This window comes from Vibrio sp. B1Z05 (assembly GCF_052955985.1).
The window spans coordinates 1,157,515-1,182,767 of sequence record NZ_CP130463.1; the positions used below are offsets into that span (position 1 = coordinate 1,157,515).

25 protein-coding genes are annotated in these 25,253 nt (G+C 42.1%); 15 read left to right on the forward strand and 10 right to left on the reverse strand.

The genetic code is table 11. The annotated features are described in order from the left end of the window. Positions 1-17: 17 nt before the first annotated feature. Positions 18-1,007 (reverse strand): phage shock protein operon transcriptional activator, encoded by a 990-nt coding sequence (gene pspF, locus QV280_RS05365; protein WP_023405456.1) that lies wholly within the window; start codon positions 1,005-1,007, stop codon positions 18-20. Positions 1,008-1,349: 342 nt separating this feature from the next. On the opposite strand from pspF, the gene pspA reads away from it, so the two are divergent. The 3 genes from pspA to pspC are packed head-to-tail and all read left to right on the forward strand — an operon-like array spanning position 1,350 to position 2,635. Next, a complete protein-coding gene (pspA, locus tag QV280_RS05370) occupies positions 1,350-2,009 on the forward strand; it encodes a phage shock protein PspA (RefSeq protein ID WP_152821135.1) in 660 nt (219 codons plus the stop codon). A gap of 15 nt (positions 2,010-2,024) precedes the next feature. Further along, complete coding sequence (gene pspB, locus QV280_RS05375; protein ID WP_023405454.1) at positions 2,025-2,255, forward strand: envelope stress response membrane protein PspB; 231 nt, start codon at positions 2,025-2,027, stop codon at positions 2,253-2,255. Next, a complete protein-coding gene (gene pspC, locus QV280_RS05380; protein ID WP_023405453.1) occupies positions 2,252-2,635 on the forward strand; it encodes an envelope stress response membrane protein PspC in 384 nt (127 codons plus the stop codon). Before pspB ends, pspC begins: the two co-directional genes overlap by 4 nt. Before the next feature lie 109 nt (positions 2,636-2,744). Here pspC and QV280_RS05385 read toward each other — a convergent pair whose 3' ends face one another. After that, on the reverse strand, positions 2,745-3,416 hold the full coding sequence (locus QV280_RS05385; RefSeq protein ID WP_152821133.1) for a hypothetical protein: 672 nt from the start codon (positions 3,414-3,416) through the stop codon (positions 2,745-2,747). A 527-nt stretch (positions 3,417-3,943) separates the two neighbouring features. On the opposite strand from QV280_RS05385, the gene QV280_RS05390 reads away from it, so the two are divergent. The 5 genes from QV280_RS05390 (at position 3,944) to QV280_RS05410 (ending at position 10,785) form a co-directional block, all read left to right on the forward strand. Further along, entirely contained in the window at positions 3,944-4,645 is a 702-nt protein-coding gene (locus tag QV280_RS05390) for a VC0807 family protein (protein ID WP_023405451.1), read from the forward strand. A 271-nt stretch (positions 4,646-4,916) separates the two neighbouring features. Then, on the forward strand, positions 4,917-5,951 hold the full coding sequence (locus tag QV280_RS05395; RefSeq protein ID WP_152821131.1) for an efflux RND transporter periplasmic adaptor subunit: 1,035 nt from the start codon (positions 4,917-4,919) through the stop codon (positions 5,949-5,951). After that, positions 5,948-7,042: an efflux RND transporter periplasmic adaptor subunit gene (locus tag QV280_RS05400; RefSeq protein ID WP_152821129.1), complete on the forward strand. Its 1,095-nt coding sequence runs from the start codon at positions 5,948-5,950 to the stop codon at positions 7,040-7,042. Before QV280_RS05395 ends, QV280_RS05400 begins: the two co-directional genes overlap by 4 nt. Next, positions 7,039-10,143 carry an efflux RND transporter permease subunit gene (locus tag QV280_RS05405; protein WP_152821127.1) on the forward strand — a complete coding sequence of 1,035 codons (3,105 nt, stop codon included), beginning with the start codon at positions 7,039-7,041 and terminating at the stop codon, positions 10,141-10,143. Before QV280_RS05400 ends, QV280_RS05405 begins: the two co-directional genes overlap by 4 nt. A 90-nt stretch (positions 10,144-10,233) precedes the next feature. Next, positions 10,234-10,785 carry a DNA-3-methyladenine glycosylase I gene (locus QV280_RS05410; protein WP_152821125.1) on the forward strand — a complete coding sequence of 184 codons (552 nt, stop codon included), beginning with the start codon at positions 10,234-10,236 and terminating at the stop codon, positions 10,783-10,785. 22 nt (positions 10,786-10,807) lie between these two features. Here QV280_RS05410 and norR read toward each other — a convergent pair whose 3' ends face one another. Beyond that, positions 10,808-12,364 (reverse strand): nitric oxide reductase transcriptional regulator NorR, encoded by a 1,557-nt coding sequence (norR, locus tag QV280_RS05415; RefSeq protein ID WP_152821123.1) that lies wholly within the window; start codon positions 12,362-12,364, stop codon positions 10,808-10,810. Positions 12,365-12,566: 202 nt separating this feature from the next. On the opposite strand from norR, the gene QV280_RS05420 reads away from it, so the two are divergent. The 4 genes from QV280_RS05420 (at position 12,567) to QV280_RS05435 (ending at position 17,147) form a co-directional block, all read left to right on the forward strand. Beyond that, complete coding sequence (locus QV280_RS05420) at positions 12,567-13,337, forward strand: ferredoxin--NADP reductase (RefSeq protein ID WP_039971230.1); 771 nt, start codon at positions 12,567-12,569, stop codon at positions 13,335-13,337. Between the two features lie 316 nt (positions 13,338-13,653). Beyond that, positions 13,654-15,126: an anaerobic nitric oxide reductase flavorubredoxin gene (norV, locus tag QV280_RS05425; RefSeq protein ID WP_023405444.1), complete on the forward strand. Its 1,473-nt coding sequence runs from the start codon at positions 13,654-13,656 to the stop codon at positions 15,124-15,126. Positions 15,127-15,136: 10 nt separating this feature from the next. Beyond that, entirely contained in the window at positions 15,137-16,279 is a 1,143-nt protein-coding gene (norW, locus tag QV280_RS05430) for an NADH:flavorubredoxin reductase NorW (protein WP_152821121.1), read from the forward strand. 253 nt (positions 16,280-16,532) lie between these two features. Further along, positions 16,533-17,147, forward strand: coding sequence for a hypothetical protein (locus tag QV280_RS05435; RefSeq protein WP_152821119.1), 615 nt, complete (start codon positions 16,533-16,535; stop codon positions 17,145-17,147). 62 nt (positions 17,148-17,209) lie between these two features. On the opposite strand, the gene QV280_RS05440 is transcribed toward QV280_RS05435, so the two are convergent. After that, positions 17,210-17,449 (reverse strand): RNA recognition motif domain-containing protein, encoded by a 240-nt coding sequence (locus QV280_RS05440; protein WP_023405441.1) that lies wholly within the window; start codon positions 17,447-17,449, stop codon positions 17,210-17,212. Positions 17,450-17,509: 60 nt separating this feature from the next. After that, positions 17,510-18,007, reverse strand: coding sequence for a hypothetical protein (locus QV280_RS05445; RefSeq protein WP_023405440.1), 498 nt, complete (start codon positions 18,005-18,007; stop codon positions 17,510-17,512). Between the two features lie 125 nt (positions 18,008-18,132). Between QV280_RS05445 and QV280_RS05450 the strand changes: the two genes are divergently transcribed. Both QV280_RS05450 and QV280_RS05455 read left to right on the forward strand, forming a co-directional pair. Next, positions 18,133-18,351 carry a VF530 family protein gene (locus tag QV280_RS05450; RefSeq protein WP_021713097.1) on the forward strand — a complete coding sequence of 73 codons (219 nt, stop codon included), beginning with the start codon at positions 18,133-18,135 and terminating at the stop codon, positions 18,349-18,351. A 63-nt stretch (positions 18,352-18,414) separates the two neighbouring features. Beyond that, positions 18,415-18,807 carry a ribosome recycling factor family protein gene (locus QV280_RS05455; RefSeq protein WP_039971227.1) on the forward strand — a complete coding sequence of 131 codons (393 nt, stop codon included), beginning with the start codon at positions 18,415-18,417 and terminating at the stop codon, positions 18,805-18,807. Between the two features lie 13 nt (positions 18,808-18,820). Here QV280_RS05455 and QV280_RS05460 read toward each other — a convergent pair whose 3' ends face one another. Beyond that, on the reverse strand, positions 18,821-19,240 hold the full coding sequence (locus QV280_RS05460) for a GNAT family N-acetyltransferase (RefSeq protein WP_023405438.1): 420 nt from the start codon (positions 19,238-19,240) through the stop codon (positions 18,821-18,823). Positions 19,241-19,374: 134 nt separating this feature from the next. Continuing rightward, positions 19,375-19,665 carry a putative quinol monooxygenase gene (locus tag QV280_RS05465; RefSeq protein WP_152821114.1) on the reverse strand — a complete coding sequence of 97 codons (291 nt, stop codon included), beginning with the start codon at positions 19,663-19,665 and terminating at the stop codon, positions 19,375-19,377. Positions 19,666-20,237: 572 nt separating this feature from the next. Between QV280_RS05465 and QV280_RS05470 the strand changes: the two genes are divergently transcribed. Beyond that, positions 20,238-21,734, forward strand: a complete 1,497-nt coding sequence (locus tag QV280_RS05470) for an alkaline phosphatase (protein ID WP_172972817.1) — start codon at positions 20,238-20,240, stop codon at positions 21,732-21,734. A 376-nt stretch (positions 21,735-22,110) separates the two neighbouring features. On the opposite strand, the gene QV280_RS05475 is transcribed toward QV280_RS05470, so the two are convergent. The 3 genes from QV280_RS05475 to QV280_RS05485 all read right to left on the reverse strand — a co-directional run bounded on the left by QV280_RS05475 (position 22,111) and on the right by QV280_RS05485 (position 25,234). Then, entirely contained in the window at positions 22,111-23,250 is a 1,140-nt protein-coding gene (locus tag QV280_RS05475) for a ribosomal protein uL16 3-hydroxylase (protein WP_152821110.1), read from the reverse strand. Positions 23,251-23,305: 55 nt separating this feature from the next. Further along, positions 23,306-23,830 (reverse strand): RNA methyltransferase, encoded by a 525-nt coding sequence (locus QV280_RS05480; protein ID WP_152821108.1) that lies wholly within the window; start codon positions 23,828-23,830, stop codon positions 23,306-23,308. 195 nt (positions 23,831-24,025) lie between these two features. Continuing rightward, positions 24,026-25,234, reverse strand: coding sequence for a cystathionine beta-lyase (locus QV280_RS05485; protein WP_152821105.1), 1,209 nt, complete (start codon positions 25,232-25,234; stop codon positions 24,026-24,028). Positions 25,235-25,253 lie beyond the last annotated feature (19 nt).

The window sequence follows — 25,253 nt, forward strand, 5'->3', positions numbered from 1 at the left end:
TAGGTTAACGCTTGATCTTAAACCATTTTGTACTTTCTGAGCATTCCTCGAAACTGATGATAACTCAAGCCTAGCAGACCTGCGGCTTTCTTTTGATTATGTTGTGCTTGTTTTAACGCTTGTTTAAGCAGCTCTATATCTTGTGTTTGTTGCCAGTTTTTATAATCAAGAGGCAAAGAAAATATTTTATTTTCAATATCTTGCTGATTTGGCGTCGTATGACGCTTATCTTCAATGGTGGCAAGCGCTTGAAAGGGATTGAAGATAATCTCTGCAATAGGCTGGCTTGGCTGAGGATTTAAATAAACCGCACGCTCAATCACGTTTTTTAATTCACGAACATTCCCCGGCCATGGGTAATCGAGCAACTGTTGCTGACATTGCGAACTAAAACCTGCAAACAGAGGCAGTGCAAGTTCTTGGCACATACGCAGGGCAAAGTGCTCAGCTAGCAATAAAATGTCGTCTTGGCGTTGCTGTAAACTAGGCAGATGAATCACATCAAAGGCGAGTCGGTCGAGAAGATCATGGCGGAAATCACCTTGCTTGGCCAGTTGCAAAAGATTGACATTGGTGGCACAAATTAAACGGACATTTGATTGTAAGGTTTTTCTACCCCCAACACGCTCGTATTCTCCGTATTCGATCACTCGTAGTAATTTCTCTTGTACTGAAGTAGGCGCAGTTGCCAGTTCGTCGAGAAATAAGCTGCCACCTTCCGCGCGTTCAAAGCGGCCTAAGTGTTTACCGGTTGCGCCAGAAAATGAACCGGCTTCATGACCAAACAACTCCGAATCAACAACGCCTTCATTTAACGTGGCGCAATTAAGGCTAACTAAAGGCTGGTCCCAACGCTTGGAAAGATAGTGCAAACGCTGGGCGATGAGTTCTTTGCCTGTTCCTCGCTCACCCATAATTAAAACAGGGCGCTCAATAGGCGCTAACTTTGAGACTTTATCTAATACAGCCAGAAAAGGGCTCGATTGACCAATGAGTGTCTGCTTCATTTTATGCCTGTTGGTATTTTTCACCGATTATTGGTTAATAATTTACTATTTGCCTTCAAAGTCAAAATATTTCGTGTTGCATAACACAGAGTGGGATCTGGATTGGGTTTATGAGTGGTTTTGTATATCTCCCATAATCACTAGCGTTAACGTGTTGTGTAGAGCATATTTGAGTAAAAGAGAGTCAAGCAAAAGGGGTCAGATACAATTTGGCATGATATTTGGATAGTCAAAGATAGTAGAGGCAATTGGGATAGTTAACGTAGAACGTCAATATTACATCGTGATGTTTTACTGCTGACACTTTATTGCTGTGTTCACTGTAGATTAAGGAGAACCAAAATGAGTATATTTTCTCGTTTTGCTGACATCGTAAATTCAAATATCAACTCTTTGTTAGACAAAGCCGAAGATCCAGAAAAGATGATTCGTCTTATTATTCAAGAAATGGAAGATACTTTAGTTGAGGTGCGCACCAACTCTGCAAAAGCGTTGGCAGAGCGTAAAGATTTGCAGCGACGTATTATCCAAGTTGAAGAGCAAGTAGGGGATTGGCAACAAAAAGCTTCGTTGGCATTGAGTCGAGAAAGAGAAGAGTTAGCCCGCGCGGCATTAATTGAAAAACAGCGCATGAGTAAAGTGCTTGCGTCTTTGCAAACCGAGCAAACATTGCTAGAAGAGACCATTACTAAATTGAGTGATGAAGTGGGCAAATTGGAAAACAAAATCAATGAAACCCGAGCCAGACAATCAGCGCTGGTTATGCGTCAAAATACCGCTAAGAGCCGCAAAGATATTCAACAACATTTGCACAATAGCCGCACCAAAGACACTTTGGCTAAGTTTGAGCAGTACGAACAAAAAATTGATCGATTAGAAGCTGACGCCGATAGTTATCAAATGGGCCAAGAATCAAACTTAGACGATCAGTTTGCCCAGTTGCAAGCCGATGATGAGATAGAAAAAGAACTGCAAAAAATGAAAGATAACGTTAATAAATAATTATTAGGGGGTTAGATGTCTACAGCACTGATCACTGTACCACTGAGTGTATTTTTAATTTTTGTTGCGCCGCTTTGGCTAATACTGCATTACAGAAGTAAGCGTAAATTAAACCAAGGCTTATCCGAAAGCGAGCGAGCGCAGCTGCAACAGTTATCGCAAAAAGCGGTCACTATGAAGCAGCGAATTGAAAACCTTGAAAAAATATTAGACGCGGAATCGCCAAACTGGAGATCCGGACAATGAAAGGCTTATACAGAGACACACACAAAGGTAAATTGACCGGTGTATGTGCGGGCATTGCGGCTCGATTTGGCTTTGAAGTTTGGGTTGTGCGGATATTATTTGTTTCGGCAACTCTGTTAGGAGGCGGATTTTTAATGATATTGGCGTATTTTGCCACTAGCTTGATGTTAGAGAAACAGACTCCGCAGATATTTCAGACCAGACAACAACAGTTTGATCATCAAATGAAGCAAAAACCCTGGCAATCAGGTCGTGCGCCGAAAGAGTTATTAAGCGTTATGGAGCAAGACTTTTCCGAGATGGAAGTCACTTTGCGTGACATGGAAGCATTTGTTACTTCGGATTCTCGTAAAACGCATGCCGAATTTCGTAATTTGTAAGTGAGTCGCGGTTACATTTCAGCACCAGACAATCAATAAAAAAGCGACAATCATGAATCATGATTGTCGCTTTTCAATAGTGTTCTCTAAATAGTCTTAGTCAGTAAGATTATTTTGCTGTTAGAGAGAATCCGTCAACACGAACTTCAGTTTGTTTACCGATGTTGCCATCCATGTTTAGAGCAGATTTATCAGCAAGTTTTAGCTTAGCAAAGACAGTTGCTGAAGTGTTGTTGCCAGAGTTGAATGCAACAGTCACTTGTTTGAATGATTTTCTGTCAGCGTGAGGGGCATCAGATAGATCAGCTGCGCTCACTGTTTTTTCTTCAATAACTTTACCGTCGATGCCTTCAACACCTGCGATCAGTTCAGTTGGAGACATTGCACCTTTTCTGTCTTCAAAGTACAAAGAGAAAACGTAATCGGTGTTAGCAGATAGGCCGTTTACTGTTTGTAGTAGACCAGGAGTTGCAGAGAAGTCATCGTTTGCACTTACAAAGCGAAGACGAGCAGAACCTTCGTCTGATTGGAATGCAGAAACTTTAGAGCTACCTACATCGCCTAGGCCTTCACTTTTGTTTGCGTCTTTAACCCAAACATCACTTTTACCACTGTTAGCACGGAACTCACTAATTTGTGGATCGACGATTAGATTGTCACCAGTTGCCATAGCTGTTGTTGCCGTTGCTTTTGCTGGAGTCGCGCTAGGAGCGTTGTTACCTTGAGTTGCGCAACCTGCTAATAGACCTGCGATAGCTAGTGCTAGATACATTTTTTTCATAATCTTTTCTCACTCATTAAGTGTGTTCTTTATTTGATGACGAAAAGATTACAATAATATTGTATGAGTTTTTGTGACTGACAAGACAGTTTTGTAAGGGAAAATGGGCCGAATAGTCACAGGATGGCATATGTCAAAGTTTAAACAAGAAGTGGTAAATTAACCGCATTTGGCGGTTGTTCATGTTTAAATTATCCTGTATGTGAGTGAATTTTGGTCCAAATAAATGGTTTTTGATTGAGTTTTGATCGATATGTGAAAATGGCCGTATTTGCTTATTTAAAACGTTCACCTTATGTCACTTTATTGCTTTTTGGTTATTGGTCCATTGAGGTTATAGACTGAAATAGCAGTGATATGATAGAAAATATGAGTAAATGACTGAACTGTTGATCTTCAATGTGAAGCTCTGATGGCTTGCGCATTTTTTGTTACGATTTTTGAACTTAAATACTTTACATTTACAACAACCCAAGGAACAATCCTTCACCATTTAATAAGAATACTGTACCTGAGATGGGTAAATTATGAGTAACGTGAGTAAAAAGAAATCAAATCCACTCTTTGAGATCCTGTTTAATGTCTTTATCCCTTCATTTATTTTAATGAAGTTCAGTGGAGAGGAACATTTAGGCACTGTGTATTCACTGATAGTGGCGCTGGCTTTTCCTGTTGCTTACGGTGGTTTGGAACTGATTCGAGACAAAAAGTTTAACTTTATCTCAGCTTTAGGTTTTGTCAGTGTCCTTTTAACTGGCGGTATCGGTTTACTTGAATTAGATACGCAGTGGTTAGCGTTTAAAGAAGCATTAATCCCTGGGTTAATTGGCATCGCAGTACTTGGCTCGACATTCACTCGTCATCCATTGATGCAAAAGCTGGTGTTTAATAAATCGATTTTGAATCTGTCTCTGATTGAAGAGCGTTTAAAAGAGTCGGGGAATGAGCAAGCATTTGACCGCTGTTTGATGAACTCAAATTACTTTTTTGCCAGTACTTTCGCCTTCTCTTCGATAATGAATTATGTGTTAGCCACTTACATTGTGACCAGTCCTGCCGGAACTGCGGCTTTCAATGAAGAGTTGGGTAAATTGACTCTATACAGTTATCCAGTGATTGCTATCCCAAGCATGTTAATGATGTTGGGTATTTTTTATTATATTTGGCGTCAAATCCGTGCAATGACCGAGTTGAAAACTGAACAAATTTTTCATCAAGCTGAGTCTTAGACATTAAGCTTAAAAGCTATCGTGTAACGATAAAATGGCCATACTTATGTATGGCCATTTTTTTTGCAGTCCATAGTGGATAGACAACATCTTAACTATTTATCTTCCAATTTTACTTTTTGCCTCTCTTTCGTCTGACATCGATTCTATGTAAAGCCAAATCACTCACCGCTACGCAGTAAAAAAACAAAAAAGAAATAACACCGCAACCTAGATATAACATCTTGATACATATATGATTGCTCTTAATGTCGCTGAATAAGGGAATATTATGCGTACTAACTGGTTTGTTGTGCTCTTTGCTGTGTTTGGCACTGTCGCCTGTGGTGAAAAGCAAGCCACCATTTCGGAACCTGAGTCTCGTCCGGCTAAATTTCTTACAGTTTCTGTAGGAGATAAAAGCTTTGAACGTGTCTTTCCGGCTAGCTCGGCTGCTGGAGATAGAGCGGTGCTGGCTTTTAGGGTTCCTGGTGAGCTATTGGAACTTCCTGCAATCGCAGGATTAGAGGTGAAAAAGGGCGACGTGCTAGCCGTGCTTGATGACCAAGAATATAAGCTGCTTCGCATGCAAGCCAAAGCGAACTATGACCTTGCAACGGTGCAATTTGATCGAAGTAAAAAACTGATTGCCGATAAAGTGGTGTCAGAGCAAGAGTTTGATCAAGCTAGAGCAAAACATAAATCCGCTAGAGCAAATTACGATCAAGCCTTAGCCAATTACAGCTATACCAAACTGATAGCCCCATTTGAAGGCACCATCTCGCTGATTAACATCGATAATCACGAGTATGTTGCGGCAAAACAAGGGGTGATGAATATTCAATCAAACGAGTTATTGAAAGTCATCTTCCCACTGCCAGATTCTATGTTAAATAGCTTTGATCAAAATACTGCGACGCAGTCGTACATGGTATTTGATTCATTTCCAAATCAAAAATTCCCACTGACTTTTCAAGAAATTGATACTGAGTCGGATAATTCTACCGGAAGCTACAAAGTCACCATGATTATGGAGCGTCCAAAGGATTTGGGAATATTGCCGGGTATGTCAGGCAATATTCATATGACGATACCGAGAACCAAACCTTCACAACTCCCCCAAACCTCATTATTCGCCTGTGGCGATCAACAATGCGTTTGGCGAGTAAAACAAGATTCAACAGTAGAACAAGTGACAGTCTCACTCAGTTCTTTAGGTGCGGTAGTGTCAGGGCTTAGTGATGGCGATGAAATCATTGTCTCTGGGGTAAAAGAGCTCAAATCAGGGATGAAGGTGAGAGAGTGGATCAAGGAGAGAGGTTTATGATGAGCAAAATAAACAAGCTTGGTCGAGTTTGTCTATTGGCTTCGCTTGCCATTGCGTTAGTAGGTTGTGAAAAAGCCGTAGTCGAACCAATTCAACACGTATCAAAAGTTGAAGTGTTGCAGTTGGGTAAGCCAGAAGCCAGTGACCGCATTTATTTTCCTGCTGTAGCACAAGCGGCGTTGCGTTCGCATCTTAGCTTTCAAGTCTCTGGAGAAATTTCAGAGTTAGTCGTGAATGAAGGGGACAGAGTAAAAAAAGGTGATTTGCTTGCTCAACTCGATCCGCGCGATTTTAAAATTGCGGTGGATAATACAAGAGCCAGTTACGCCGCGATAAATAGCCAGTACAAACGTTCTAAACCTCTAGTAGCGAAAGGCTTGCTCGCTCAATCCCAATTTGATGAATTAGCCGCACAAAGAAGCATCGCCTTAGTTGATTTAAAACTGGCAGAGCTGTATCTCAAATTTACTACCTTAAAAGCACCGATTGATGGAATTATCTCACGGGTGAATGTTGATCGTTTTGAAAACATTCAGGTGGGACAACAGATCGTAAACATTCACAGTACCGACGACGTAGAGGTGTTGATTCAAGTTCCTGATCGTTTATTTGTACATCAGCCGACTCAGCGTGATTTACGTAGGGTGACGGCCAAGGTCAAAGTTGAAAGTGGCAATGTGTATGATGCCAAAATCAAAGAATTTACCACCGAACCTGACCCTGCCACCGGTACTTATAACCTGACTTTAATTATGCCAATGCCAGACAATGAAATTATTTTAGATGGCATGGCGTTAGAAGTGACCGCGAAAAGCAGTGATGCCGGGTTAAATGTGAGCTTTGGTTCAGATATTCCCCTTAGCGCTGTGGTGAATACCGATGGTGACTCTCTTGATCGTAGTGAAACCTACGTTTGGGTATTAGAAGGGAATAAGGTCCGAAAACAGCTCATTAAACTGGGCAAAATGCGCGATAAAACGGTGCAAGTTATCAGTGGTCTACAAGGCGCAGAACAAATTGTCGTCAAAGGCTTATCGAAACTACGAGAGGGATCGGTAGTGGAAGTGATTAAGAAGGAGGCTGTTCTATGAGCCAGAATAATCTAGAGCAGCAAAATGATGATGGCAGCAAGGGAATCGCAGCCTACTTCATAAAGAATAAGGTGATCAGTTGGATGATCTCCTTAATCTTCTTTTTTGGTGGCATTGCGTCTTTCTTTGAACTAGGGCGCTTAGAAGATCCGGCCTTTACCATCAAAGATGCCATGGTTGTCACTAGCTATCCGGGAGCGACTCCGCAACAAGTAGAAGAAGAGGTCACCTATCCCTTAGAAAAAGCCATTCAGCAATTAACTTATGTAGATGAAGTCAATTCCATCTCTAGCCGTGGTTTATCACAAATTACGGTAACCATGAAAAACAATTACGGCCCTGATGATTTGCCACAAATATGGGATGAATTGCGCCGTAAAGTTACCGATTTAGAGGGCAGTCTTCCGCCGGGAGTGAATACGCCATCGGTAATTGATGACTTTGGTGATGTGTATGGGGTACTACTTGCCGTGACCGGAGAAGGGTATTCATACAAAGAGCTGCTGGATTACGTTGACTATCTGCGCCGTGAGCTTGAGCTAGTGGATGGCGTCAGTAAAGTCGCAGTTTCTGGGGATCAACAAGAGCAAGTCTTTATCGAAATGTCGATGAAGCGTTTGAATACTTTGGGTATTTCCCCAAGCACTGTCACTAACCTTTTGAATACGCAAAATACTATTTCGCCTGCGGGTGCGGTGGTGATCGGGGATGAATATATTCGCATCCATCCTACGGGCGAATTTAAAAACGTGGAACAACTGGGTGATTTAATCATCACCGATTCAGCCAAAGAAAATTCAGGGCTTATTTATCTGCGTGATGTGGCTGAAGTTAAACGCGGCTACATTGATGTACCCGTTAACATCGTTAACTACAACGGTAATTTTGCGCTCAACATGGGCGTATCCTTTAATGCGGGTGTCAACGTTGTAGACATCGGCAAAAAGCTAGACGCGCGTTTGGCTGAGCTGAAGTATCAGCAGCCAGTGGGTATTTCCATTTCGGAAATATACAGCCAACCTAAAGAAGTCGATAAATCGGTCAGTGGTTTTGTGGTGAGTTTAGGGCAAGCGGTGGCGATAGTGATTATTGTACTGCTGTTCTTTATGGGGCTGCGCTCTGGGCTGTTAATTGGCTTGATCTTGCTAGTGACAGTACTGGGCACGTTTGTGTTCATGAAGTATTTTGCCATCGACTTACAACGTATCTCTTTGGGTGCATTGGTTATCGCATTGGGGATGCTGGTGGATAACGCCATTGTGGTGGTGGAGGGCATATTGGTCGGCACGCAGCGAGGGCGAACGCGCCTGCAAGCGGCAACTGATATTGTTACTCAAACCAAATGGCCGCTATTGGGGGCGACTGTGATTGCGGTTACCGCTTTTGCGCCAATTGGATTATCTGAAGATTCTACCGGTGAATACTGTCGAACCTTATTTACGGTACTGCTGATCTCTTTGATGTTGTCTTGGTTTACCGCCATTTCATTAACCCCGTTTTTTGCGGATATGTTCTTTAAAGGGCAAAAGTTCAAAGGCAATGCCGATGATGACCCATACAACGGCTTTTTGTTTGTGTGGTACAAGAAGTTCCTAGAGTTTTGTATGCGCAGAGCGTGGCTGACGATGGGTACCTTAGTGTTGGCACTGGCGGCCAGTATTTATGGGTTTGGTTTTATCAAGCAAGCCTTTTTCCCATCCTCAACCACGCCGATGTTTTTATCTGATGTTTGGTTACCCGAAGGCAGCGACATTCGTGTGACTAATACCAAGCTAAAAGCCATTGAAAGTTGGTTATTACAACAAGACGGTGTGGAAGCGGTGACTACGACTTCTGGTAAAGGTTTAGAGCGCTTCATGCTCACTTATACACCAGAGAAAAGTTACGCCGCTTATGGTGAAATTGTCACTCGCGTTGAAAGCTATGAAGTGCTGCACGACATCATGCAGAAATACCAAGATTATGTGTCTAATCACTTCCCCGAAATTGATTACAAGCTTAAACAAATTGAGCTCGGGCCAAGTGGCGGGGCAAAAATTGAGGCGAGAATCATAGGCTCTGATCCAACGGTTATGCGAGGCATCGCTGCGCAAGTGGTGGATATTTTAAATGCCGATCCGGGGGCTACGGGTGTGCGTCATGATTGGCGTGAACGTACCAAAGTGATCGAACCTTTATTTAACGAAAGTCAGGCTCGTCGTTACGGCATTAGCAAAAACGATATGGATGACTTTTTGCAGATGAGTTTCTCGGGCTTAACGGTTGGGGTGTACCGCGATGGCACAACCTTAATGCCAATTGTGACTCGCCTTACGGAAAAAGAGCGTATCGACTTTAGAAACATTGAAGGTATGAAAATATGGAGTCCGGTGCTTAACGACTACATTCCATTGCAGCAAATCACGTTAGGGAATGAAGTGCGTTGGGAAGATCCTTTGATTGTGCGTAAAAACAGAAAGCGCATGCTGACCGTGTTTGCTGATCCCGATATTTTAGGTGATGAAACTGCTGCGACCCTACAAGCCAGAATCCAAGGTAAGATCGAAGCTATCGAAATGCCACCAGGTTACAGCTTAGAATGGGGCGGAGAATATGAGTCATCCAATGAAGCGAAAGGCTCATTATTTTCCAGCATGCCAATGGGTTATCTGTTCATGTTCTTAATTACGGTGTTCTTGTTTAACTCCGTTAAAGAACCTTTGATTGTCTGGTTAACCGTGCCACTGGCATTAATTGGCGTAACCACCGGCTTGCTGGTGCTTAATACGCCATTTGGCTTTATGGCGCTACTTGGCTTCTTGAGCTTATCGGGGATGTTACTTAAAAATGGCATCGTGCTTATCGATCAAATTGAGCTGGAAATGAAGTCGGGAAAAGAGCCTTACCTTGCTATTGTAGAAGCGGCGTTAAGTCGTGTACGTCCGGTATGTATGGCGGCAATTACTACCATTTTGGGTATGATTCCACTGCTTCCGGATATTTTCTTTAAGCCAATGGCAGTAACCATCATGTTTGGTTTAGGCTTTGCAACGGTACTGACGCTTATTGTTGTGCCGGTACTGTATCGAATGTTCCATAAAATCGATGTTGTGAAAGCGTAATCGTTCAATAAGCGTTATTCTTTTAAAGGCTGGCAGATTGTCAGCCTTTTTTGTAAAAGGAAGAAGACAATTTGTGAAAGGGGCAAGGTAATGACGCGATGTTTTTGGTTAGATGAAAGTAAGCCTGATTATGTGGAATATCATGATAAAGAGTGGGGCGTTCCTGTTTTCGACGATAAAGTCTTCTTTGAATTTTTAATTCTAGAGTCAGCGCAAGCAGGATTGAGTTGGTACACCATCTTAAAAAGGCGTCAGGGCTATCGAAAAGCGTTTGCAGATTTTGATCCCGCTATAGTGGCGACATTTACGCCTGCTAAAGTAGAAGAATTGATGCAAGATAGCACGATTATTCGTAATCGAGCCAAAATAGAAGCCGCCATCAATAATGCGAAGCTGTTTCTACAAATCCAAGCTGAATATGGCAGTTTTAGCCAGTTTATCTGGGGGTATGTGGACAATAAACCTATCGATGTTCGTGCGAAAGGGGATACACCGCTTGCCACCTCGGCGCTATCCGATCAACTTGCCAAAGATTTGAAAAAGAAGGGCTTTAAATTCTTAGGTAGCACCACCTTGTATGCATTTTTACAAGCGACAGGTCTTATCAATGATCATGATCTTGATTGTCTCTGCCGCTCATAATTAAGGCGTGTACTTAGCTAGATTATTTTAAACCGAGTCGTTTCATTAAGCGGTGTAAATTTCCAGGGTTGAGACCCAGTTGTTTGGCGGTAGCACTGAGTTTTTGTTCGTTGGTCAAATAGGCCGATTGGATTAATTTCATTTGAAATTGCTCAGTGGCCTCTTTTAGCGGTAAGTCTTGGAACTGTTCGACAGGCAGTAGCGGCGCATCACTGGGCGCGCTTATTGCTGTGTTTGTATTCGATTCAGTCAGATCAGAATGAGCAAACTGAAAATGATGTGCTTTTAATATTAAATGCGGGGCATTACTTTCTGCTTTGGCAATAACACTGGCACGATTGATGGCGTGCTCAAGTTCACGTACATTCCCTTCCCAAGGATTGTTTTGCAGTAAAACCAATACGTCACCATCTAATGTAATGCTAGAGAGATTCAGTTTGTGTTGGCACTGCTCGGCAAAAAAGCCTGCTAATAAAATCACATCTTTTTCTCGGTCGCGCAATGGTGGCACAAAAATTGGGAATACACTTAAACGGTGGTAGAGATCGGAGCGGAAATTACCTTCTTTAACTTCCTCATGCATGGTGCGGTTAGTCGCGGCGATAATGCGCACATCGACTTTGATATTGCTGTCGTCACCCACGCGCTGGATATCACCATATTGCAACGCACGAAGCAGTTTTGCTTGTAGCGCCAACGATAATTCGCCTACCTCATCAAGAAATAACGTACCTTTGTTAGCAAGTTCAAATTTACCTTTACGATCACTGATGGCACCAGTAAACGCCCCTTTAATGTGTCCAAATAACTCACTTTCGGCGACTGACTCAGGCAAAGCTGCACAGTTAAGATAGACAAAGGATTCATCTTTGCGATTTGATTGCGAGTAAATAGCGTGCGCAACCAACTCTTTACCCACACCCGTTTCCCCCATGATCAGAACCGATAAATCAGTATTGGCCACGGCAGAGATATGAGATTTAAGTTCAATAATCCCTTGTGACTGGCCAATGAAATCCAGTTGTGCGTATTTGGCTCTCTTGCTTTTAGGTGCTGAGGTTACGCCAATGTTTTCTTCCAACTTTGCGACCAACAGGGCCGTGTGCAAACTATTGGCGGCAAGCGCACTGATCAAACGAAAATCATCATCTGGAAAATCATTAAATTGAGTCGGGTCAAAGGCATCTATGGTGACTGCGCCAATTAATCGGTCTTCTTGAAACAGGGGTAAACCGATGCAGGAGTGTACTTCCAGTTTTTGCGCGTGGTTTGGAATGAGGGCATCGTATGGGTCGGGAAGATCACTGTCCGGTGGAAAGCGCACAATATCACCGGCTCTTGCAATAGCTTCAAGCCTTGGATGCTGTTCTATGTTAAAGCGGCGACCTAATACATCTTCACTTAGGCCGTTAATCGCAAGAGGAATAAAGTTTTGTTTCTGAAACAATAACAAGGCAGCTGCATCACATTGCAACATATCTCGTATGGTGACAAGTAGACGTTCAAAGCGGTCTTGCTCTGATATCCCAGAAGTAATATCGCGCGCAACTTGTATCCATTCACTTTTATATTGTGCCATTAAACGTTATTCCTTAATTATTATTTTGTCAGTATAACAAGGTTTTGTCATTTAGATACAGCAAAGTCTGTTATCATAATGACAAGGAAATAAGGTGCGCAAATTTAACGCATTGAATTTTAAGTATAAATTTTAGTTGGCATACTTATTGCGTATGTTTGTACTAAGTTTAATCGAATAAAATCAACAGAGGTGAGGCGTGATGACTCCACATATTGGGTTTGTTTGTGGTTCAGTAGTTTCAAGAGTGGACTGGACAGCACGTTTATTTTCATTACGAGTTAAAGTTGAAGGCTTGTCATATGTGGCAGGTCAATTCACTAAACTAGGTATGTATGATAATAGCGGAGAGTTTCTACGTAAGGCGTATTCTATCGTGAACTCACCTGAAAACTATTACGCAACCGGCGAATTAGAATTCCTTATCATCGCCGATCCTGATGGCGCATTGTCGCCAAATTTACATACACTCTATTCCGGTGATCAAGTGATGGTTGGCGAACAGTGTGCGGGCTTTATGACCCTAGAGGAAATTCCATCACAAGCGACCGAACTGTGGTTGATTGCAACAGGGACGGGGATTGGTCCATATTTCTCTATGCTGCAATCTGACGAGTTTCCTGATCATTATACCGATGTGGTACTAGTGCATGCAGTGCGTTACGAAGAAGATTTAGTCTATAAAGAAGTGGTGTCTGCGCTGCAGTTAAAGTATGGAGAAAAATTCCAATACATCCCAATTGTTTCTAGAGAAGAAGTTCCAGGTAGTTTGCAGGGCAGAGTGCCGCATTTAATTGAGAAGCGCATTTTAGAGTCTCATGCAGGTCTAAAGCTAGATATGGATAAGAGCTTTGTCTATTTGTGTGGTAATCCTGCAATGGTGCGAGACAGTGCCCAGAGTTTAACGGATAGGGGATACAATAAGCACTTAAGAAGAAAGTCTGGTCACTTCAGTTCAGAGAACTATTGGTAAATAGATGACTTTTTAATGTTTAGCACCTGTCATAATCACTGACAATGACAGGTATTCACGTTTAAAAAACGCAGCAGCCTTAACTTATGTTAAGGCTGCTGCGTTTTTTTTTGTTGGATGCCAAATTGATGCTGTTCATGATTGTCATATTTACAATTCTTATCAAAAAAACAATGAATACTAGTTGTCAATAATACAATGAAAACAATGGGTAAAATATAAATACCTTATTTATCAACACCTTAAAAAGTTGGCACGCTTAATGCTATTACAAGAGTAATTCTAATTTAAAAAATATAGCAACAAGGCATATAAAATGACTATTCATGTAAAAAATAACGTTCACTGGGTTGGCCAACGCGACTGGGAAATTCAAGAATTCCACGGTACAGAATTTAAAATGACGAAAGGTACGAGTTACAACAGTTACCTTATCCGCGAAGAAAAAACAGTACTAATCGATACTGTTGATCATCGTTTCAGCCATCAATTCCTACAAAACCTTGAAATGGAAATTGATCTGAACACTATCGATTACATCGTAGTTAACCACGCTGAAGAAGATCACGCTGGTGCATTGGCTGCATTACTTGAGCGTATTCCGAACACTCCTATTTACTGTACTGAAGCTGCGATTGATTCAATTGTTGGCCACCATCATCACCCTGAGTGGAACTTCAACACAGTTAAAACAGGCGATAGCTTAGATATTGGTAACGGCAAGCAACTTGTGTTTGTTGAATCTCCAATGTTGCATTGGCCTGACAGCATGATGACTTACCTAACAGGCGATGCAATCTTGTTCAGTAACGATGCATTTGGTCAGCACTACTGTGATGAGCACTTGTTCAATGACGAAGTTGACCAAGCTGAATTGATGGAGCAGTGCTTACGTTACTACTCAAACATCCTAACTCCATTTAGCAACCTAGTAATTGCTAAAATTAAAGAAGTTCTAAGCTTCAATCTACCTGTAGATATGATTGCAACTTCTCACGGTATTGTATGGCGTGAAAACCCTGTACAAATCATCGAGAAATACTTGGAGTGGGCTGATAATTATCAAGAAGATCGCATTACTATTTTCTATGATTCAATGTCAAACAACACTCGCATGATGGCAGATGCTATCGCACAAGGTATCCATGACGTTGATCCAGGTGTAGCCGTTAAAGTATTTAACGTTTCTCGCCAAGACAAAAACGAAATCCTAGCGCAGGTTTTCCGCTCTAAAGGTATTTTGGTTGGTTCATCAACAATGAACAACGTAATGATGCCAAAAGTAGCAGGCATGCTAGAAGAAATTACTGGTCTACGTTTCAAACAGAAAAAAGCGGGCGCATTCGGTAGCTACGGCTGGAATGGCGGCGCGGTTGACCGTATCCACTCTCGTTTAACAGATGCAGGTTTTGAAACTGTTGCTGGCCTTAAGAGCAAATGGCGTCCAGATGGCAAAGCAATGCGCATTTGTCGTGCACACGGCCAACAAGTGGCAAAACAATGGGCTCTACATGAACTAAACGTTCAACCAATGATTGTTGAAGAAGCAGAAGTTCAACCATTGTCTGTAGCAGTACCAGCGGCTAAGCCAGCAGCTGCAGCTCAAGAATCTCACGGCGATGATTGCCAATGCATGATTTGTACAGTTTGTAACTGGGTATACGATCCAGCAATCGGCGAACCAAACCAAGGCGTAGAACCAGGTACAGCATGGAACGACGTTCCAGATTACTTCCTATGCCCAGATTGTAACCTAGGCAAAGACGTTTTTGCTGTACACAACCGCTAAGGGGACTGTTATGAACCCAATTACTATCATTGGTAGCGGCTTTGCCGCTTACCAACTTGTTAAAACACTGCGCCGTTTTAATGCAGAAGTGCCTATCCGCGTAATTACTGCTGATGAAGGTCATGATTACAACAAGCCAGATTTGAGCCATGTTGTTTCAAAACAACAATCGCCAGCAGATTTAATCACTGCTACAGCAAGCGAGTTTGTAGAGCAGCAAAACATTGAATTGTGTGCAGAGCACTTTGTAAGCAATATCGATACTGAGCAAAAAGTAGTAGTAGCAAACGACAACAGTTTTGCTTACTCAAGTTTAGTATTAGCAACGGGTGCAAAACCTTTTATGCCACCTATTGAGGGTTTAAAAGAGAGCCAACCTATCACGCTGAACAGCTTACAAGAGTTTGCTCAATACGAAGCGCGATTGAATAAAGCTGAATCTGTGATGGTAATTGGTGGCGGTTTGATCGGTGTTGAGATCAGTATGGATCTTGCATCTGCTAACAAAAAAGTGACATTATCTGAGCCAAGTGCTCGTTTAATGTCCAATCAATTGCCTGAGCTTATTGCTTTGAAGCTTGATCAATCGATGAGATCAATGAATGTTGACCTGAAATTAGGTCAAGGCGTGAAACAGGTCTCAAAAACTGATGCAGGTTTTGTGTTATTGTTAGACAACGGCGATGTAGTCAACGTTGATGAAGTAATAGTTTGTACCGGCTTGATTCCAAACACTATTTTAGCGAAAGATGCGGGTATATCTACTAATAGAGGGATTTGTGTGGATGATGCCATGCAAACGTCTTGTGAAGATATTTACGCACTGGGTGATTGTGCCGAGCAGAATGGCCAAGTAAGAGCCTATCTTCAACCAACCGTTATTAGTGCATCGTCATTAGCGAAAACGCTACTGGGTGAACGTACCTCTGTGGTACTACCTAATATGATGGTTAAGGTAAAAACACCTAGTTATCCGATTCAGATTGGCGGCACAACTTTAGAACGTGCTGTAAGTCGTTGGAACCTAGATGTACAAGCTGATGGTATTGTAGCAAAAGCATTTAATGAAGAAGACGTGATGATCGGATTCGTTGCTACAAAAGAAAAAACCAAGCAAGCCTTTCCACTGTTAAGGGAATTGTCCACCCAGTAATAATTTGGTTTTAAAAGCACTTACAACAATGTTGTGGGTGCTTTTAGTACTACTAGATGTTGCACCCACTATCAAGTTCACTCAAATCAGTGAAGGTTTGTCGAGATATGGGGTATGTTTTGACTGTTTTGCAAGTTAGTAAATCTAAATGAATGAACTAATAATGGTTTGAGACGAGGGTGTAATATTTAGCAAGTACGATTGACCTATTACCTGATGACGTATATTTACGTTGTTAAACAAGGACTTGCTCATGTCAATTCACACTTTTAATCAACCACCTGTTCATGATGCCAAAACTAAAAACGATGTTGTTCTCGATTTCAGCAACGATACCCGCGTACGAGTAGGAGTCGGTGTTGGCACTATTGCTGTTGGCTTTGTCACAATGGCTTTCCCTTTAATACCTCGTGAAATTTTCATTCAACTCTTCACTATTGGCCTATCTAGTATGGCCGTTGTTCTTATGCTCCTTCTTTCTACCGGTGGTTATTCATTACAACAAGTGGTGAATGCGAAAGGGTTTAAAGGATACGCAGCCTTAATTGTATTGTTATTTGCAGCCGCTTACGCGATTAACTTATCTTCAGACCACGCCCTGTTTATGATTGCGGCTATGGTTATCGGTTATTTTCTATTAGATGAAGTGTCTACCATTGTACGAACTGTACGCCAACGTAGTGTTAAATGCTTAGTGTTGCCCGCTATAGATCTTATGGTGACATTGATTTGTTTAGCGATGCTTATTAGTGGTTTGTCGGTTGATGGTGTATTTGTGGTGAGTGCGGTATTAGGACTAAAAGTTGTGCTACTGGGCTGCTCTGCTGTATTAACGCTTTCTGAACCAAATAGCAGTAGTTTTTACTAAGTAATTGAATGCAAATAAAAACGCCAGCTCATTGTGAGCTGGCGTTTTTTATATCAACCGTGCTAGTTTTTAGCGAGTTTGACGCGTATTTTGCTTTTTTGCACTGTGCTTTGGTCAAGTGCTGTTATTGCTGCTTTAGCTTGTTCTGCGTCTGGCATTTCTACGAATGCAAAGCCCTTAGAAAGCCCTGTCTCTTGATCGAGGACTAGGTTGCATACGGACACTTCACCGTGCTCGGTAAATAGAACACGAATTTCATGTTCAGTCATTTGGCGTGACAGGTTACGAACTAAAAGTTTCATCTTTGACCTTAATAAATTGATTCGAGACGGATTGTCTCAGGTTAATCTGCGAATACCAAGTTAAAATCCACCCGCCCATGCATCGTACTCTTGTATCGCTTTCTTTTCAGCCTTTGTTAAAGGTGCAGGGTAGTAAGGTAGCAGTAATAATTTTTCTGAAGGTAGCAGTTGCCAGTCAGGGGTGATTTTATGGCGATGTAACGTACCTTCGATACGCAGGTACATAAAATAGCCATCTGTATGCGTGTTAGCATAGCTTGCAATAATACCGACAGTGCCATTGGGCAATTTTACTTTACGCCCCAAAGGAAAGAGTTGGTGCAGGGCAAAGCTGACTTTTGCATCTTGCAGTATTCCTTGTTTAAAACGTTGCAGTCCAATTGCCGTTGAGGTTGAACGGTGTGTCCATCCGGCCAGAAATAACCCAGTTAAAGTATCGACGAAAGGTTTACCTTTGTGTTTGCCTTCGTTGCTGATGAACTGCACTGTCACGGAATCACCTTGTTGCTCGATGATTTCAAGAAAAAGTTCTCCAGTTTTGTCTGCGAGTAATTTCATGGGATAGGCCAACTTAACGTTATGTGTATCAGAAAGTGCGCATAATGACGAATTTTGATTGCATCGTCTTTGATTTAGAGTCACATTGTGCACCATTTTAAAAAATCCTTAAACGGACATTGATTATGACACAGCAACAACCCAACAACCCATTACACGGGCTTTCTTTAGAAAAAATCTTAGTTCGATTAGTTGAGCATTACCAGTGGAGTGGTTTGTACGCCGAAGTGCGTGTGAATTGTTTTAGTAATGATCCTTCGATTAAGTCATCGTTGAAGTTTTTAAGAAAAACTCAATGGGCGAGAGATAAGGTTGAAGCGCTATATATCAGTACCTTTAGTTAAGAACTCTGCTCTTAATAACGATCTTAATTGTGCTTAAGTTACACTGTCACTCAATGGTGGTTTGTGATTGATACAACTATAAACATTTCACTGCCTTCTCTAATACACAGAGTAGGCGGAGATGCGGTACAAGAAGCAAAGTTATTGGCACAGCAACACGCTTGCCAATTAAAAAGGGTGCGTCGCAGTCGTAATTGGATGATCAGTGGTGAGGCATTGCAGATACAGGCGTTTTGCCAGTGTATTAATACGCTGCATCCTGAATCGCTAGCATTTATGATTCGAAAAATTACACCTGCACTGCAGTTGCATCAAGATAAGTTGGAATCTCCGCAACAGCGCTTGAAGCGGTTGTTAGTTGAAGATCCAAACATGACCTTATCTGAATTGATGGAACTGACTCAATGCTCGCTGGTGGAAGCTCGCCGAGCTAGATTTGACGCTGATGATTTATAGCGTATATCTAGGTTTAACGCTGAGCCTTGGGCATGTTTAATACCATTTTAAAATACGCCACCTCGCTTTTATAAAAGCGCTCTCCCTCGGTGTGCATGTCAAATCTATGGTAGAAATCGAGCGCCGATTCACGGGCATCACACCAAAATACATCGATATTGTGCTGGGTTAAATACTCAATAATATGGCGGATCATTGCCGTGCCAATGCCTTTGCCTTGCTCTGAGGGCAAGGTGGCAAACTTGCGCAGTCTAGCACGGCTGTCGGTGATAAATACCGAAGCTACGCATACCAGTTGTTCGTTTTCAAATGCGCCAAAGTGTATGCCCAGTTCATCATCTTCTACCTGACAAAACTCTATTGGCTTATTTGGCCAAAGCACTTGATGACGTATAGCTAGGGTAGAGCTGGCGCTGATTTGACGGATTTGCATAGTGTTGGTGGTACTAAGTAGAGGGTGTATTTGGGCTAAAGTTAACAAATACTGTTAATAGAGTCTATAAACAAAAATCCCAGAGTATGTAAGCTCTGGGATTATATTTTACTAGTTGTTGCCTATGAGCAGTATTAGCCAATATGAGTCATTTCATTCACTTCGAATGTCTCAATAGCTCCTTCGGTAGCCGTTACGAAATCCGCTAGGTGTTGAGTGTTCATGTGCACTTGCCATAATTCACGAGATGCCCAGTTTTCGAAAAATAGGAAATGGGCTGGGTTTTCATTGTCTTGATGAAGATCGTAGCTAAGGCAACCTTCTTCTGCGCGAGTAATATCGATTAGTTTTAATAGCTCTGATTTGATCAGCTCAACGTTATCCTGTTTAGCGATAATGTTAGCCACGATGGTTAGCTTAGTCATGATGTACCTTATATTGTGTTAATAAACCGGTCAGATAATTGTGCCATGATTCTATTGAGATATTTCAGTGGATATTAAGTTTGACACTTTTCTCTGGCGATATTTCACGGCTTGCTTTTGTTCTAGCACATGAAAAAGCCTAAACTCATCATCGTTGAGATATTCATGATGGTACCCTTCAAAAAGGAAGTGGGTGCTTTTAAATATGGATATTTCGAGTGAAAGATAAAAGCGTGTCTATTTTATACCAATCGTACTAAATAACTGGTCATTATAGCTTGTTAAAATACTCGATAACGGCGTTAGAATTTTTGATTGTAGAATAACTACTTATCAAAAAATCCTGCCTTGTTCTCGAGCATTTTTCCTGCGCTATTTCTGATCACTTACTTAGTGTGATTGGTATTAATCTAATTTCTTGAATTTTATGACAGATTAAATACGGTTATTTTACTGCTGATTATAAAACAACCTATATTTCAGATTAATATTTACATTATTTTTCTTTAATAAAATCATCATGAAACGAATCTATATTCCATTTAGTTTTTTCAATAATGGATATAACACAAATGAAACCCTCTAATTCTACTCTTGCTATTTCTATTGCAGCCGCACTTCTTCTTTCTGGCTGTCAATCTGAGAGCAGTTCAGATGAAGCAAATGACCAAGTCAATAAAACTAAAAACGTTATTTTAATGATCAGTGATGGAGCAAGTGATGGAGCTTGGGATATTGCAAGTTTTTGGCAACACGGTGAGCTATTGAATGATACTTATCCCTTCAATGAGCTAGATACTCGTTATGCAATGACCACTTATGCTCTAAATGGTAATTCTGTACCTGATGAAAGCGATAGCTGTGATCCTGATCAGTATGCCGAGGGCTTTGGCTACAATCCGGAAAAGGCAGCTGACGATACACTCATTGAAAGCGATAAAGTTTTTGCCGGTTATGATTACATTAATACTAATTATACTGACTCGGCGGCTTCTGGTTCAGCTATTGCTACAGGTCAATCAACTTACAATGGTGGCCTTGCCGTCAACAATTGTGGTGTGCCTCAAAAGCAAATTACCGAATATGCTCATGAGCATGGCCTTTCAACCGGTATTATTTCTAGCGTAATGTTCTCTCATGCAACGCCAGCGGCATTTGCTGCGAACAATATTTCACGTAATAACTATCACGAAATTGCCAGCTCAATGCTAAAAAATGGCCATGCTGATCTTATTATCGGTAGTGGTCACCCTTTGTATGATGGTGATGGTCAAAAATTAGCAGAGGCTGATTATAACTTCAGATACATTAGTGAAGACGATTGGAATGAGCTTCAAGCTGGTACGCTAACCTCAGCAACTTCTGAAACTCCTTGGACTTTCATCGAAACTAAAGACAGCTTTGATCAGCTAGCGCAAGGCATCGCATCAGATGAGATAATGAATGGTCCGCTACTGGGTATTTTCCAAACGGGTTGGACGACACAATATAACCGTACTTGTGAAGATGAATCTCTACGTGAAACCGCTTTTGCTTGTCCTGAACTGGCGACTGTTCCAGATCTAGGCACTATGTCTGTCGGTGCATTGAACTACCTATCTCAAAATGAAAATGGCTTCTTTGCTATGATCGAAGGTGGCGCAGTCGATTGGGCCGCTCACGGTAAAGACACTGCTGGTATTATCGAAGAGCAAGTTGATTTTCATGATGCAGTAAAAGATGTGTTTGACTGGGTTGAAGCAAACAGCAACTGGGAAGAAACACTACTTATCGTGACAACTGACCACGGGAATGCATACGTGTTAGGTGAAACTTCTGATTCAGCTATCTATGCGGGTGTTGAAAATCCAGGTGCAGAGAAGATGCCAACAGTGGCTTACTACAGCGGCTCTCATACTAACGAGCTAGTTCGTTTCTATGCTAAAGGTAATGGCGCAGATAAATTCTCTGAATATGTTATCGGTACTGACGAAAGCTATGCAGAGCGTTACCGCCATACGGGAGCAACAGGTGACTACTTCCAAAACAATCACCTATTCCACGCGATTAAAGATATTTTTGAAGAATAATCACTGATACTTTTTAGTGATGGGAAAAGGCATACTCGAAAGGGTATGCCTTTTATGCTTACCTATAAAATGTGCAGATGAAATTGCTAACGCCACGTTTTTTCATCCAACTAAATCAAACACCAATAATCAAGAAAGACAAAGCAAAAATCCCGCTTAAAATTGCAGGGGCTTTATTTAATTGAAAATCAAATATGTATTCAGAATAACATTTTGTAGTCTCAACAAGTTTTATCTTTAATGCTCACCGACAAGATACGTGAGGCTTTGGGTAAATGGCATTTACCCGTGAGTTTAAAATAGAGTGCTGTTTTTATAAGTTATTTGCCGTTCAATTTATGGCTCTTGATAAACACAACACTCTATTATTCCTCGTTTAATCTATATACCAATAGCCTTTGTTAACCAAATCGCACAACAACGAAACCATAGCGCTAGACGTTTCGCTAGGCCAGTTATCGGCGTTTATCTGCTCTTGACCACACAATAACTCAATAACATCGGTGCACTCGTTTGGCACCTTAATCACTTCACCGTTAATGTACGCGATGCTTGGATCTTGCTCGTGAAATAGGGCGCGCAGACCTGATACTTTCTCTATAAACCCGCCGGTTTGAATGTGGTTGGCTATTTCTTCACTTTGCCAAAGCGGTTTTGGGGTGATGATATTCAGCTGGTGGCGTGACTGGCTTAACATGCAACCCATAAAGTCACTGATACATTGTTCATCATCGAGTGAGGCTTTTAGCATTTGGGTTAATGACTGCAGATCGCTTGAGCTGATTTGTCCAAAATTGCTTTGCGTGCTTAAGTCGGGTTTGTGCAGGTGCTCATCACCAATATCATTGGCTAAAACGTAGTCGGCGAAATTACTGATCAGCTCTTGCTCTTTAGGGGAGCGAAAACCCACCGAGTAACTCATTGAAGGCTCTAGTGCGTAGCCATCGTGTGGAAAGCCCGGCGGAATGTATAAGATGTCACCCGGTTCAAGGATGTCATCGATAATCGCGTCAAAGGATTCAATTTGGCGTAGGGCGCTGTGGCGACAGGTTTCGATGTACTGACCTTCATCCTTTGCGCCTACTCGCCAGTGGCGTTTACCACTCCCTTGAATAATAAACACATCATATTGGTCGATATGAGGGCCAACGCCGCCATCTTTTACCGAGTAGCTGATCATCAAGTCATCAAATAACCACTGTGGCATGGCTTTGAAGGGCTCAACTAATTGAGCCGCGCCTTGGTGCCAGTGATTGGCCGCTTGCACTATGATAGACCAGTTGGATTCATCAAGTTCAGCGTATTTGTCTTCGTTAAAAGGGCCATGTTCTGCTGTCCATTCACCGTTTTTGTTGGACACATAGCGAGAGTCTACTTCTTCTTCCATCGTCAGTCCTGCTAGCTCTTCTGGCGAAACAGGGTCTTGGAAGTGCGCAAAACCACCTTTGATGATGGTCGGTTTCTTTTGCCAAAATTCGGCTAAGAATTGCTCTAATGAAACGGTGAGTTGGTACATGGTTTTCCTTAAATTAATGCGTTGGCAAAGATGTGTGGAGCATTTAAATGCGCAACTAAGACTGCTCGTGTTGAGAGACTTTTAAACGATTATTTACATCACGGCTTTCAAGTACGCGGCTAGTATGGTCAATCTCTTGGCCTGATTTTGCCAGTCGGTCATATAAAAGTACGTTTACGGTTGCGGCAAGGTTCATACAACCAATAGTGGGTACGTAAACCACTTCGTCAGCTTTATCGACAATGCTTTGCGGGATCGAACTGTCTTCTGGGCCGAAAATATAGAGGGCTTTTTGTGGGTGGTTAAACTGTGGCAGCGGCGTTGCGCCTTCTGCTAATTCCACGCACACAATTTTAATATCATCATCAAGATCGTCGGTCATAGATTGCATTTGATTAAGGGCAATCTTGGTGGTCATATCTTTGGTGTCGGTATGATATTTAGCGGCTTTTGCAAAGCGCTCGCCAGTAAATCGCACTTCGTCGGCTTGGTAACAGCCAGCGGCGCGCATGACGGCCCCAACATTAGTAGGGCTTTTAGGGTTACATAGACCAATAATGGTGAAGTTATTTTTAGACATAATTTTAGACACAGCTTGTTGAAACGGATGTTAGAGATAGGTTTTAGAAACCGTTTTAAAAAGGATTTTTGACAGCATACAACCTACTCATTGATGCGGGCAGTATATAGGTCTAGCCAAGAAATAGAAGAGGGGATTGTGATTTGGCTTCTCTAGATCGAAGAAGCCAAATATTAACGAGTGACTATTTACGGGTTATTGCGCGTTTAACACGGCGTTGTAACGAGCAAAACCGTTTTCTAAATCTTTGATAAGATCGTCAACGTTTTCAAGACCGGTATGAATACGGAACAAAGTACCAGTAAAGTTAGGGTTTGCCACCGTTCTTAGGCTATTAAAGCTACGTGGTTCATTGGCAAGAATAAGGCTCTCATAACCGCCCCAAGAATACCCCATACCAAACAGTTCCATGCCATCTAATAGCGCAGTGGTCGCTTTGCTGTTTTGTGATTTCATCACAAACGAGAACAGACCATTGCCACCGGTGAAGTCACGTGCAAAATATTCATGACCTGGGCAAGTTTCAAGGGCAGGATGTCTAACATGATCCACTTCAGGGCGAGCTTGTAACCATTTAGCCACGGCTAAACTGCTTTGCTGGTGCTGCTTTAAGCGCAGATCAAGAGTGCGAATGCCGCGTAAACCAAGGTAAGCATCATCTGGGGAGACACATTGTCCCATCAAATAGCTGTTTTCGCGCAGTTGATCCCAGTAAGCCTCCGTCGCAATTGCAGTGCCAAGCATTACATCGGAGTGACCCACGATGTATTTTGTGGCCGCTTGAATGGAAATATCAACGCCATAGTCAAACGGAGAGAAGTGCAGACCCGCAGACCAAGTGTTATCAAGCATCACAATCATGTCGTTGTTGTGCGCAATCTCAGCAAGCAGTGGTACGTTTTGCACTTCCATAGTCACCGAGCCCGGAGATTCTAAAAACAGAATTTTAGTATTCGGCTGAATTAGCTCGCTAATTTCTTCACCAATGGTAGGCGCATAGTAAGTGGTTTCCACGCCAAGACGTTTTAGCATGGTGTTACAGAAGTCGCGAGTGGGCTCGTAACAAGTATCGACCATTAAAATGTGATCGCCGGCTTCGACAAAAGATAAAATGGCATTGGAAATGGCCGCAGTACCACACGGGTATAACGCACAGCCAAATCCACCTTCTAGCTCAACCATAGCATCTTGAAAAGCAAAGTGGGTTTGAGTGCCACGACGACCGTAAAAAAGGGCTTTATTAGCGCGATTAATCGTGGCTTGAGTTTTCTCAGCGACAGTGTCGAATAACACCGTTGATGCGCGCTGTACCGGAGGGTTTACCACTCCATGAGTGTATTTTTTGTCTCTGCCAGCACTGATAAGTTGCGTTGGTTTCGATACTGGAGATTTGCTTTTAGACATCTGCCTTCCCTGATGTGGT